This window comes from Pseudomonas sichuanensis (assembly GCF_003231305.1).
Classification (GTDB): Bacteria; Pseudomonadota; Gammaproteobacteria; order Pseudomonadales; family Pseudomonadaceae; genus Aquipseudomonas; species Aquipseudomonas sichuanensis.
Genome location: NZ_QKVM01000050.1, coordinates 20,254 through 31,860, shown reverse-complemented (window position 1 = coordinate 31,860; position 11,607 = coordinate 20,254). Strand labels below are relative to the sequence as shown.

General features: G+C 62.8%; 11 protein-coding genes. 9 read left to right on the top strand and 2 right to left on the bottom strand.

Annotated features, from left to right (window positions below; all coding sequences use genetic code 11):
- Positions 1-28 precede the first annotated feature (28 nt).
- Entirely contained in the window at positions 29-3,259 is a 3,231-nt protein-coding gene (rne, locus tag DM373_RS22555; protein ID WP_110995688.1) for a ribonuclease E, read from the bottom strand.
- Between the two features lie 808 nt (positions 3,260-4,067).
- Here rne and rluC point away from each other — a divergent pair.
- From rluC to sppA, 3 genes are read left to right on the top strand one after another with little or no spacing between them, the layout of a single operon-like run.
- Positions 4,068-5,024: a 23S rRNA pseudouridine(955/2504/2580) synthase RluC gene (gene rluC, locus DM373_RS22545; protein WP_110995687.1), complete on the top strand. Its 957-nt coding sequence runs from the start codon at positions 4,068-4,070 to the stop codon at positions 5,022-5,024.
- A gap of 3 nt (positions 5,025-5,027) precedes the next feature.
- Positions 5,028-5,708 carry an HAD family hydrolase gene (locus DM373_RS22540; protein WP_110995686.1) on the top strand — a complete coding sequence of 227 codons (681 nt, stop codon included), beginning with the start codon at positions 5,028-5,030 and terminating at the stop codon, positions 5,706-5,708.
- A 2-nt stretch (positions 5,709-5,710) separates the two neighbouring features.
- A complete protein-coding gene (gene sppA / locus DM373_RS22535; protein ID WP_110995685.1) occupies positions 5,711-6,694 on the top strand; it encodes a signal peptide peptidase SppA in 984 nt (327 codons plus the stop codon).
- Positions 6,695-6,778: 84 nt separating this feature from the next.
- Here the strand turns inward: sppA and DM373_RS22530 are convergent, their stop codons facing one another.
- Positions 6,779-7,357, bottom strand: a complete 579-nt coding sequence (locus tag DM373_RS22530) for a Maf family protein (RefSeq protein ID WP_110995684.1) — start codon at positions 7,355-7,357, stop codon at positions 6,779-6,781.
- A 95-nt stretch (positions 7,358-7,452) separates the two neighbouring features.
- Between DM373_RS22530 and DM373_RS22525 the strand changes: the two genes are divergently transcribed.
- The 6 genes from DM373_RS22525 to acpP all read left to right on the top strand — a co-directional run bounded on the left by DM373_RS22525 (position 7,453) and on the right by acpP (position 11,513).
- Complete coding sequence (locus tag DM373_RS22525) at positions 7,453-7,980, top strand: YceD family protein (RefSeq protein WP_110995683.1); 528 nt, start codon at positions 7,453-7,455, stop codon at positions 7,978-7,980.
- A 13-nt stretch (positions 7,981-7,993) separates the two neighbouring features.
- The gene (gene rpmF, locus DM373_RS22520) at positions 7,994-8,176 is read left to right on the top strand and encodes a 50S ribosomal protein L32 (RefSeq protein WP_008096416.1); all 183 of its coding nucleotides are present in this window, start codon (positions 7,994-7,996) and stop codon (positions 8,174-8,176) included.
- Positions 8,177-8,179: 3 nt separating this feature from the next.
- Positions 8,180-9,190 carry a phosphate acyltransferase PlsX gene (gene plsX, locus DM373_RS22515; protein ID WP_110995682.1) on the top strand — a complete coding sequence of 337 codons (1,011 nt, stop codon included), beginning with the start codon at positions 8,180-8,182 and terminating at the stop codon, positions 9,188-9,190.
- Positions 9,191-9,376: 186 nt separating this feature from the next.
- Positions 9,377-10,315 (top strand): ACP S-malonyltransferase, encoded by a 939-nt coding sequence (gene fabD / locus DM373_RS22510; RefSeq protein WP_110995681.1) that lies wholly within the window; start codon positions 9,377-9,379, stop codon positions 10,313-10,315.
- A gap of 16 nt (positions 10,316-10,331) precedes the next feature.
- Entirely contained in the window at positions 10,332-11,072 is a 741-nt protein-coding gene (gene fabG, locus DM373_RS22505; protein WP_110995680.1) for a 3-oxoacyl-ACP reductase FabG, read from the top strand.
- 204 nt (positions 11,073-11,276) lie between these two features.
- Positions 11,277-11,513: an acyl carrier protein gene (acpP, locus tag DM373_RS22500; protein WP_010223225.1), complete on the top strand. Its 237-nt coding sequence runs from the start codon at positions 11,277-11,279 to the stop codon at positions 11,511-11,513.
- Positions 11,514-11,607 lie beyond the last annotated feature (94 nt).

The window sequence follows — 11,607 nt, the reverse complement described above, 5'->3', positions numbered from 1 at the left end:
GCGGGGCTTTTTCATTCAGCGACCGGGATCAACCGTGATGAGGCTTGTGCTCGTCTTCGGTGGTTTCCAGGGCTGGGGCGGCCTGGGCGGCAGCCAGGGCAGCAGCGGCTGCTTCGGCTTCGCGCTTGCGGCGGCGCACTTCACGCGGGTCGTTCGGCGCGCGGCCGTTCGGCAGCATGACAGGGGCCGGCTCGACCACGGCTTCGACTTCGGCAGGCGCCTGCTCGGCAACCACTGGAGCCGGTTCGGCAGCCGGCGCTTCGACCACTTCAGCCTGTACTTCAACAGCCTGGGCCTCGACGGCCGGGGCCGCTTCGAAGGCAGCCGGAGCCTGAACTTCAGCCACTTCGGCGACCGGCGCTGGCTCGATCTCGGCGGCTTCCACTGCTGGAGCCTCCACGACCGGTTCAGCTTCGATCACGACAGCCACCTGCTCGGCAGCCGCTTCTTCGATCACTGGCTGTGGTGCCACTTCAACAGCGGGTTCGAAGCTCGGCTCGGCGGCAACTACAGGCTCGCTGACCGGCTGCTCGACCACGGGAGCGATCGCGATGGCCTCGGCTTGCTCGGCAACCTGGACCACTTCGCTGCTTTCAACCTGGGCTTCGGCGACATCGGCGCTGGCGCGTTCGGCCTGCTGGTTGGCCTGGGCTTCGGCGTCGGCGCTGATGTTGCTGGTGGCGACGGCGGCGGTGACAGCGATGCCAGCGGCCAGTTCGGCGCCCAGCGCGGTGGCCTGGTGCTGTTGTGGCTGCTGTTCTTCGCCGGCTTCGTCGTCGCCGCCTTCGATCAGCTCGCCATCGGCGTTGCGCTGACGTTCACGACGGTTGCTGCGACGGCGCTGGCCGCGGGAGCGACGGCGCGGACGCTCGCCATCGGCGCCTTCCTGCTCGTCCTGCAGCAGCTCTTCGTTCGGCAGTTGCTCTTCGTTGAGCTCGGCAGCCTGCTCAGCAACCTGCTCGTCAGGGCGCGGCTGGCGCTCTTCACGCGGTGGGCGAGGTTGGCGCTCTTCGCGCGGTGCGCGTTCTTCACGCGGTGCACGCTCTTCACGTGGAGTACGTTCTTCGCGCGCTGCACGTTCTTCGCGTGGAGCACGCTCTTCACGTGGTGCGCGTTCTTCGCGAGGAGCACGCTCTTCACGGGCTACGCGCTCTTCACGCGGTGCACGCTCTTCACGCGGCTGGCGCTCTTCGCGGGCAGCCGGTGCGGCGTCCAGTGGCTCGCGCAGTTCGCGTACACGTTCTTCACGGTTGCCACGGCGGTCATCACGCGGCTGGCGTGGTGCGCGTTCTTCACGCGGTGCACGCTCTTCACGTGGGGCGCGCTCCTCGCGAGGGGCACGCTCTTCGCGTGGTTGGCGCTCTTCGCGCGGGGCACGCTCGGCGCGTTCTTCGCGCGGCTTGCGCTCCTCGTCGCGACGGCCATTGCGGTTGCGGCTCTGCTGGCGACCGTTGCGGCGCTCCTCGTTGCGCGGAGTGCGCTCGGCGGCCGGCTTCTCGGTGGTGGCGACCGGTGCGGCGACAGGTTCTTCCTTGCCGGCGAACAGGCTGACCAGCGACTTCACCAGGCCTTTGAACAGGCTTGGCTCTGGCACGCTAGGGGCGGCTGCGGCTGCCGGTGCTGCGGCAGGCTGGGCTTCTTCCGTGCTAGGCACAGGAGCGTTGGCGCGGGCCGGAGCGGTCTTGACCGCAGCTTCCTGGCGAACCAGGGTGCGGGTGGCGGTCGGCTGCGGCGCTTCTTCGGTTTCGGAGGCTGCGATCTCGTAGCTGGACTGGTTGTTCAGCACTTCCGGGTTGTCGTCGCGCAGGCGCTGGACTTCGAAGTGCGGTGTTTCCAGGTGATCGTTCGGCAGGATGATGATGCGCGCGCGAGTGCGCAGTTCGATCTTGGTGATCGAGTTGCGTTTCTCGTTGAGCAGGAAAGCGGCGACCGGGATCGGTACCTGGGCACGTACCTCGGCGGTACGGTCTTTCAGCGCTTCTTCTTCGATCAGGCGCAGGATGGCCAGCGACAGCGACTCGACGTCACGGATGATGCCGGTGCCGGAGCAGCGTGGGCAGACGATGCCGCTGCTTTCACCCAGCGATGGGCGCAGGCGCTGACGGGACATTTCCAGCAGGCCGAAACGCGAGATGCGGCCAACCTGAACGCGGGCGCGGTCGGCTTCCAGGCATTCACGCACGCGCTCTTCGACGGCGCGCTGGTTCTTGGCCGGGGTCATGTCGATGAAGTCGATGACGATCAGGCCGCCGATGTCACGCAGGCGCAGCTGGCGGGCGATTTCTTCGGCCGCTTCCAGGTTGGTCTGCAGGGCGGTTTCTTCGATGTCGCTGCCTTTGGTGGCGCGCGCCGAGTTGATGTCGATGGACACCAGGGCCTCGGTCGGGTCGATGACGATCGAGCCGCCGGACGGCAGGTCGACAACGCGCTGGAAGGCGGTTTCGATCTGGCTTTCGATCTGGAAGCGGTTGAACAACGGGACGCTGTCTTCGTACAGCTTGACCTTGCTGGCGTACTGCGGCATCACCTGGCGGATGAAGGTCAGGGCTTCTTCCTGGGCGTCGATGCTGTCGATCAGCACTTCGCCGATGTCCTGGCGCAGGTAGTCGCGGATCGCGCGGATGATGACGTTGCTTTCCTGGTAGATCAGGAACGGCGCGGAGCGGTCCAGCGAGGCTTCCTTGATGGCGGTCCACAGCTGCAGCAGGTAGTCGAGGTCCCACTGCATTTCTTCGCTGCTGCGGCCAAGGCCTGCGGTGCGCACGATCAGGCCCATGTCGCCAGGGACGGTCAGGCCGTTGAGGGCTTCACGCAGTTCGTTGCGCTCTTCGCCTTCGATGCGGCGGGAGATGCCGCCGGCACGCGGGTTGTTGGGCATCAGCACCAGGTAACGGCCAGCCAGGCTGATGAAGGTGGTCAGGGCGGCGCCTTTGTTGCCGCGCTCTTCCTTCTCGACCTGGACGATGACTTCCTGGCCTTCGCTCAGTACTTCCTTGATGTTGACCCGGCCTTCGGGGGTCTTCTTGAAGTATTCGCGGGAAATTTCCTTGAGTGGCAGGAAGCCGTGACGTTCGGAGCCGAAGTCGACGAAGGCGGCTTCGAGGCTTGGCTCGATGCGGGTGATCTTGCCTTTGTAGATGTTGGCCTTTTTCTGCTCGCGCGCGCCGGACTCGATGTCCAGGTCGTAGAGGCGTTGGCCGTCTACCAGGGCTACACGCAACTCTTCGGGTTGAGTTGCGTTAATCAGCATTCTTTTCATGTTGTACCGTCGGTTTCCGGGCTGCCGGAAACGGCGTTCGGCACACACGACGTATCTGGGTCGGTGCCAAGGTGCGCAAAGGGTGGCGGGCCACCCCCGTGTCGAGCAACGTTCGGCACCAGCCGGTTGCCCAGCCTGCCGTTGTCGCGACGACGCGTCCTGTTCGCTGTGGTGTCAACGAGCCCCTTAGGTGTTCGAATCGACGTTCATCGATAGCCGAATCAGCCAGACAGGCCTCGTGCACTCATGACAGGAGGAGGAATCAACCGTCAGCCGTGGACGCCGCTAGAGCGTCTGTTCAGGACCTTATCCGCTCATCGCCCGTTCAGTGGGGCGGTGGCCGGACGCGGTGCTACACGGTCCGAGGGCTGTGCATCTCCACCCTGCACGTATCCCTGATAATTCGGGTGCTGCCGCGCGCTGAATCCGCAACGGGTTGCATTTTTCGTCAGCGCGGGTACCGCGCTGGCGCCATTTATGTCCAAGGCAGGTATTTCCGAAGCATTCGCCGGGCGTTGCGTGGAAGCGACTGGCGGGCAGAGGTGCGGCGAAAAAGGTTCGGTAAGCAGGTGGAACACCGCGCTTGTCGTTTTTCTTCGGTCTTCTCTACACAGCGCTGGTGGCGATTCCAGGCATTTGTTTAAACTGGCGAAAACCCCGTAGGACGGCCTCGCGTCCTGGAGAATTGCGAAGGTCAGGAACCGGCGTAGCGCCTGGTATCACTGGCCTGCCGCTTTTGGCGGCGTTCGCGACTATAGCAGTTATGATTAAGTGCTTCAATTCCATAAAAAATTGTTATGATCCCGCCATGACGACCAATACCCCTCCGACTTCCGGCGTACAGCTGATCGAAGTCGCGCCGGAGCTTGCCGGCCAACGCATCGACAATTTCCTCATCACGGCCCTCAAGGGCGTGCCCAAAACCTTGGTCTACCGCATCCTGCGCAAGGGTGAGGTACGGGTCAACAAAGGGCGGATCAAACCTGAATACAAGCTGCAGGCTGGCGATATCGTCCGCGTGCCGCCTGTGCGCCTGCCTGAGCGCGACGAGCCAGCACCTGTGGCCCAAGGGCTGCTGCAGCGCCTGGAGGCCGCCATCGTCTACGAAGACAAGGCGCTGATCGTGATGAACAAGCCATCCGGTATTGCCGTGCATGGCGGCAGCGGTTTGAGTTTCGGGGTGATCGAGGCGCTGCGCCAGTTGCGCCCTGACGCCAAGGAGCTGGAACTGGTGCATCGCCTGGATCGCGATACCTCGGGCCTGCTGATGATCGCCAAGAAGCGCAGCATGCTGCGCCACCTGCATGCCGCCCTGCGCGGCGATGGCGTGGACAAGCGCTACATGGCGCTGGTGCGCGGCCATTGGCCGACCGCGAAGAAGCAGGTCAACGCGCCGTTGCTCAAGAGCAACCTGCGTTCGGGCGAGCGCATGGTCGAGGTGAATGACGAAGGCAAGGAGGCGTTGACGATGTTCCGCGTGCTGCGCCGTTTCGGCGAATTCGCCACCATCGTCGAGGCTCGGCCGATTACCGGTCGCACCCACCAGATTCGTGTGCACACCCTGCATGCCGGGCACATGATCGCCGGTGACAGCAAATACGGCGATGAAGATTTCAGCCGCGAGATTCGTGAGCTGGGCGGCAAGCGCCTGTTCCTGCATGCCTATCAACTCACTGTGCCGCTGCCTGATGGCGGTGAGCTCAAGCTCGAGGCACCTGTGGATGAAGTGTGGGCCAAGACCGTGGAGCGCCTGAGCGCGACCTGACCTATGAACAAGCGTTACGAGCTGCTGATCTTCGACTGGGACGGCACCTTGGCCGATTCCATCGGGCGTATCGTCGAGGCCATGAATGTGGCGGCCGGGCGCGCCGGTGAGGCGCCAAGCAGCGATGAGGCCATCAAGGGCATCATCGGCCTGGCATTGGACGAGGCGATCGCCACGCTGTATCCGCACCTGGATGCCTTGCAGGTGCAGGCTTTCCGTCAGCATTACGCCGATGTCTACATGGCGCTGGATCAGCAGCCTTCGCCGCTGTTCGAGGGGGTGGTCGAATCCCTCGAGGCCTTCCGTGCCGAGGGCTATCGCCTGGCGGTGGCCACCGGCAAGGCGCGTCGCGGGCTGGATCGGGTGCTCAAGGCCAACGGCTGGGAGGGTTACTTCGATATCACTCGCGGCGCCGACGAGACCCGTGGCAAGCCGCACCCGTTGATGCTCGAAGAAATCCTCGCCCATTGCCGGGTCGAGCCGGGGCGGGCGCTGATGGTCGGCGATTCGGCATTCGATCTGCAGATGGCCAGCAATGCAGGCATGCACTCGGTGGCGGTCGGTTATGGCGCGATGCCGCTGCAGGCCTTGGCCGAGTTCGGGCCGCAAGTGTGCATCGAACATTTCTCTCAATTGCGCGAATGGCTGGCCAATGGCGCGCAACTCAATTTCCAGGGTAGGTGAGCATGGCTGACGAGTGGAAGGCACCCGAGTCCGAAGACAACGAAGAGCGCAAGAGCTGGAAGCTGCTGGAGAAGACGCTGCTGGCAGGCGTCCAGGAGCAGCGCCGGGCGCGGCGTTGGGGCATCTTTTTCAAGTTGCTGACCTTCGTCTACCTGTTCGGCATGCTGGTTCTGTTCACGCCGCTGCTGGACGTGGACAAGGCTGCGTCGCGCAGTGCCAACCACACGGCGCTGGTCGAGGTGCGCGGGATGATCGCCGATCAGGAGCCTGCCAGCGCCGACAATATCGTCAAGAGCCTGCGTGAGGCATTCAAGGACTCGAAAACCAAGGGTGTGGTGCTGCGTATCAACAGTCCTGGCGGCAGCCCGGTTCAGTCGGGCTACATCTATGACGAAATTCGCCGCCTGCGCGCTGAATATCCAGCCATCAAGCTGTATGCGGTGATTACCGATCTGGGTGCCTCCGGCGCTTACTACATCGCCAGTGCCGCCGATGAGATCTATGCCGACAAGGCCAGCCTGGTCGGCTCCATTGGCGTGACTGCCGCCGGTTATGGCTTCGTCGGCGCCATGGACAAGCTGGGCGTTGAGCGCCGCACCTACACCGCGGGTGAGCATAAGGCCTTCCTCGATCCGTTCTCGCCGCAGAAACCGGAAGAGACCGCGTTCTGGCAGGGGGTGCTGGATACCACGCATCGCCAGTTCATCGCCATGGTCAAGCAGGGTAGGGGTGAGCGCCTCAAGGACAAGGATCATCCTGAGTTGTTCAGTGGTTTGATCTGGTCCGGCGAGCAGGCCAAGGAGCTGGGGCTGGTGGATGGGTTGGGCAGTGCCAGCTATGTGGCTCGCGAGATCATCGGCGAGAAAGAGTTGGTGGATTTCACCGTGCAGGAGTCGCCGTTCGATCGTTTCTCCAAGCGTATCGGTGCCAGTGTGGCCGAGCGGTTGGCCCTGTACATGGGCTTCCAGGGGCCTTCGTTGCGCTGATCTGAAGTCGGCGCGGCATTCATCGCGGGGCAAGCCCGCTCCCACGAATTGGCTCGTGGGAGCGGGCTTGCCCCGCGATGCGTTTCAGGGTACCTGCACGCCTTCCTTGTGCAGCATATCCACCAACCGAATCAGCGGCAGCCCGATCAGGCTCGTGGCGTCGCAGCCGTGGGTGCTCTGGAACAGGCTTACACCCAGCCCCTCCGCTTTGAAGCTGCCTGCGCAATCCAGCGGCTGCTCGGCCTGCACGTAACGCTCCACGTGCGCCCGATCCAATTCGCGCATGGTGACCGTGAATGGCACGCAATCGACCTGGCACTGGCCGGTGGTGCTGTTGAGCAGTGCCAGGCCGGTGAGGAAGGTGACCTGCTGGCCGCTCGCTTCCAGTAGTTGCTCGCAGGCGCGTTCGAAGGTATGAGGCTTGCCGAGAATCTGCTCACCGAGCACCGCAACCTGGTCAGAGCCGATGATCAGATGCCTCGGGTGGCTGTTCGCGAGCGCTTCGGCTTTTTGCCGGGCCAGGCGGCGAACCAGTTCGACGGCGGGCTCATCGGCCAGTCGCTGCTCGTCTAGATCGGGGCTTGCCCAGCTGAAGGGCAGGCGCAGGCGGGTGAGCAGTTCGCGCCGGTAGGGGGAGCTGGAAGCCAGTAACAAAGGAAGCATGATAGACTCCTGGTCAATTGCCCCGAATTCTAACATGCGAGATGTGCCTAATTTCCTTTGACAGGGAGGGGGTGCATCCCTAGAATGCTGCGCCTATGTTGAATGACCCGATTCCACCTCACGTTGACCCGCGCAAATTAGCCGATCGAGGCGTAACCCTGAGTGGTTCGCTGCAACTCGCTGATTTGGAAAGACTCTGCGACCCGCTTTCCGACACTGTCGGTATGGTGCAGGCGAAGTTCGATTTTGAACGAGACGAACAGAAAGTTGTGGTTATCCACAGCGAGCTGGACGTCGAAGTCAAAATGGTTTGCCAGCGTTGTCTTGAGCTGGTCACCCTTCCAATCCACAGCGAATCTACTTACGCCGTGGTGAAGGAGGGTGCGAATACCCAGTCGTTGCCGAAAGGCTATGACGTGCTGGAACTGGGCGAAGATCCTTTGGATCTGCAGGCCCTGGTCGAGGAAGAGCTGCTGCTTGCCCTGCCGATCGTGCCTGCTCATCATCCGGAAGAATGCCAGCAGCCGGCGGGCGCAGATGAGCCCGAACCGAGCAAGGACGAGGTAACGCGGTCCAACCCGTTCAGTGTATTGGCGCAGTTAAAGCGTGACCCAAACGTTTAGGAGTTAATCAATTATGGCTGTTCAGCAGAACAAAAAATCCCGCTCTGCCCGTGACATGCGCCGTTCGCACGACGCCCTGTCGGAAAACGCCCTGTCGGTAGAGAAGAGCACCGGTGAAGTACACCTGCGTCACCACGTTTCGCCAGAAGGCGTATACCGTGGTCGCAAAGTGATCGACAAGGGCGCTGACGAGTAATCCTTGTCCGCTCAGATCATCGCGATCGACGCAATGGGCGGGGACTTCGGTCCCCGCAGCATTGTCCAGGCTAGCCTAGCCTGCCTTTCGGCTACTCCCTCGCTGCACCTGACCCTCGTCGGTCAACCCTCCCTTCTTGAAGAGCTTGTCAGCGGCCAATCGGCTGCGGATCGCGCGCGCCTGCAAATTGTTGCGGCCAGTGAAGTGGTGGGCATGGACGAGCGGCCGTCGCAGGCGTTGCGCGGCAAGCCCGACTCGTCGATGCGCATCGCCCTCGAACTGGTGCGAGACGGCAAGGCCCAGGCCTGCGTCAGTGCCGGCAATACCGGCGCGCTCATGGCGTTGTCGCGTTTCGTGCTCAAGACCTTGCCCGGTATCGATCGCCCGGCGATGGTGGCGGCGATCCCGACCCAGGCAGGCTACTGTCAGTTGCTCGACCTGGGCGCCAATGTCGACTGCAGTGCCGAAAACCTCTACCAGTTTGCGGTGATGGGTTCGGTGGCTGCCCAGGCGCTTGGGGTTCATCGCCCGCGCGTGGCGCTGCTCAATATCGGCACCGAAGACATCAAGGGCAATCAGCAGGTCAAGCTGGCCGCCAGCTTGTTGCAGAACGCACGTGGCCTGAACTACATCGGTTTTGTCGAGGGTGACGGCTTGTACCGCGGCGAGGCGGACGTGGTGGTGTGCGACGGTTTTGTCGGCAACATCCTGCTCAAGTCCAGCGAAGGCCTGGCGACCATGATTGCTGCGCGCATCGAGGCGTTGTTCCGTGGCGGTGTGCTGGCGCGGGCTGCCGGGGCCATGGCCATGCCATTGCTCAAGCGCCTGCAGGCCGACCTGGCGCCGGCGCGACACAATGGCGCAAGTTTCCTCGGGCTCCAGGGTATCGTCATCAAGAGTCATGGTTCGGCGGGTGTGCGGGGTTTCCAGAGCGCGATCCAGCGTGCGCTGATCGAGATCCAGGAGAACCTGCCGCAGCGCCTGCACGGGCGTCTCGAAGACCTGTTGCCCTGAGTGTCGTGGGGCGGGCTTGCCCTGCGATGAGGCGGGTGCTGGAAAAACAAAGACTTTGGGCATATCGCCCATGAAGTGCTTAAATGTGACCGCTTGGTCCGCCGTTCCATCCAAGCTTTCAGATTTCGCGCCTGGCCTGTGGCCCGGCGCACCCTATCCGACGACAAGATCATAAGGGCTTGTTCAATGTCTGCATCCCTCGCATTCGTCTTTCCCGGTCAAGGTTCCCAGTCGCTGGGCATGCTCGCCGAGCTCGGCGCTGAAAAGCCGGTAATCGTCGAAACCTTCAAGGAAGCTTCCGAGGCTCTGGGCTACGACCTGTGGAAGCTGGTCCAAGAAGGTCCGGAAGAACAACTCAACCAAACCGACAAGACTCAGCCGGCCATCCTGACCGCCTCCATCGCCCTGTGGCGCCTGTGGCTGGAAGAGGGTGGCGCGCAGCCGGCCTTCGTTTCGGGCCACAGCCTGGGTGAGTACAGTGCCCTGGTCGCTGCCGGCAGCCTGTCGCTCAAGGACGCCGTTCGCCTGGTCGAGCGCCGTGGCCAGCTGATGCAGGAAGCCGTACCGGCCGGCCATGGCGCCATGGCTGCCATCCTGGGCCTGGACGATGCTGTCGTGGTCGATCTCTGCGCCAAGGCCGCTGAAGATGAAGTGGTCAGTGCGGTGAACTTCAACTCGCCGGGCCAGGTGGTGATTGCCGGTAACAAGGCTGCGGTCGATCGCGCCATGGCGCTGTGCAAAGAGGCCGGCGCCAAGCGTGCCCTGCCGCTGGCGGTCAGCGTGCCGTCGCACTGCGCGTTGATGAAGCCTGCCGCCGAACGCTTCGCCGAATTCGTCAACGCCATCGAGTGGAAGGCCCCGCAGATTCCGGTGGTGCAGAACGTCACCGCTGCCATCGCCGCCGACCTCGAAGCGCTCAAGCAGGACCTGCTGGCACAGCTGTACCAGCCTGTGCGCTGGGTTGAATGCGTGCAGGCCCTGGCCGAGCGCGGTGCGGTGAACCTGGTCGAGTGCGGCCCGGGCAAGGTGCTGGCCGGCCTGAACAAGCGTTGCGCCGACGGTGTGACCACCTACAACCTCAATACCCCTGACGCCGTCGCCGCCACCCGTGCGGCGCTGGCCTGAATCTGGAGACGCTTGCATGAGCCTGCAAGGTAAAGTTGCACTGGTTACCGGCGCCAGCCGTGGCATTGGCCAGGCCATCGCCCTTGAGCTTGGTCGCCAAGGCGCCATCGTCATCGGCACCGCCACTTCGGCCTCCGGCGCCGAGCGCATCGCCGCCACGCTCAAGGAGCACGGCGTCGCCGGTACCGGCATGGAACTGAACGTGACCAGCGCAGAATCCGTGAATGCGGTGCTGAACGCCATCGGCGAGCAGTTCGGTGCCCCGGCCATCCTGGTCAACAACGCTGGCATCACCCGCGACAACCTCATGCTGCGCATGAAGGATGACGAGTGGTTCGACGTGATCGACACCAACCTCAACAGCCTCTACCGTCTGTCCAAGGGCGTGCTGCGCGGCATGACCAAGGCCCGTTGGGGCCGTATCATCAGCATCGGCTCGGTGGTCGGTGCCATGGGTAACGCAGGGCAGGCCAACTATGCGGCGGCCAAAGCCGGCCTGGAAGGCTTCAGCCGTGCGTTGGCCCGTGAAGTGGGTTCGCGTGGCATCACCGTCAACTCGGTCACCCCGGGCTTCATCGACACCGACATGACCCGCGAGCTGCCGGAAGCGCAGCGCGAAGCCCTGCAGAAAGAAATTCCGCTGGGCCGCCTGGGCCAGGCCGACGAAATCGCCAAGGTGGTTTCGTTCCTGGCCTCCGACGGCGCAGCCTATGTCACTGGCGCCACCGTGCCGGTGAACGGCGGGATGTACATGTAAAAACCGCAACGCGATGTGACGGATTGCTTCAAAAAAGAGTCATACTCCGAGCTTAAAATCCGTTATAAAGCTGCAATCAGATTCCGGGCAGAGGGTTGGGTGACTTAGCTGAAGGCGTGTTCCGCTTGAAAAGCAGGCGTCTTTCTATAAACTTGGTCACCGGCCAGCTGCCTGACATATGTCCATTAGGAGTGAAAACTAGGTATGAGCACCATCGAAGAACGCGTCAAGAAAATCGTCGCCGAGCAACTGGGCGTCAAGGAAGAAGAAGTCAAAAACGAATCTTCCTTCGTTGAAGACCTGGGTGCCGACTCGCTTGACACCGTTGAGCTGGTGATGGCTCTGGAAGAGGAATTCGAGACCGAAATCCCTGACGAAGAAGCCGAGAAGATCACTACCGTTCAAGCTGCCATCGACTACGTCAACAGCCACCAGGCCTAAGACGCTTCAGTCGACGCTTCTTGTCGGGGAAAACCGCACTGCCTTTGCTGGCGTGCGGTTTTTTCTTTGCGAGACGCCAGCGTCGAGTTGCGAG

Excerpts from the sequence above, each read along its gene's own strand:
- rpmF (WP_008096416.1), top strand. The coding sequence starts at position 7,994 with ATGGCTGTTCAGCAGAACAAAAAATCCCGCTCTGCCCGTGACATGCGC.
- fabD (WP_110995681.1), top strand. The coding sequence starts at position 9,377 with ATGTCTGCATCCCTCGCATTCGTCTTTCCCGGTCAAGGTTCCCAGTCG.
- fabG (WP_110995680.1), top strand. The coding sequence starts at position 10,332 with ATGAGCCTGCAAGGTAAAGTTGCACTGGTTACCGGCGCCAGCCGTGGC.
- DM373_RS22530 (WP_110995684.1), bottom strand. The coding sequence starts at position 7,357 with ATGCTTCCTTTGTTACTGGCTTCCAGCTCCCCCTACCGGCGCGAACTG.
- rluC (WP_110995687.1), top strand. The coding sequence starts at position 4,068 with ATGACGACCAATACCCCTCCGACTTCCGGCGTACAGCTGATCGAAGTC.
- rne (WP_110995688.1), bottom strand. The coding sequence starts at position 3,259 with ATGAAAAGAATGCTGATTAACGCAACTCAACCCGAAGAGTTGCGTGTA.
- DM373_RS22540 (WP_110995686.1), top strand. The coding sequence starts at position 5,028 with ATGAACAAGCGTTACGAGCTGCTGATCTTCGACTGGGACGGCACCTTG.
- sppA (WP_110995685.1), top strand. The coding sequence starts at position 5,711 with ATGGCTGACGAGTGGAAGGCACCCGAGTCCGAAGACAACGAAGAGCGC.
- DM373_RS22525 (WP_110995683.1), top strand. The coding sequence starts at position 7,453 with ATGTTGAATGACCCGATTCCACCTCACGTTGACCCGCGCAAATTAGCC.
- acpP (WP_010223225.1), top strand. The coding sequence starts at position 11,277 with ATGAGCACCATCGAAGAACGCGTCAAGAAAATCGTCGCCGAGCAACTG.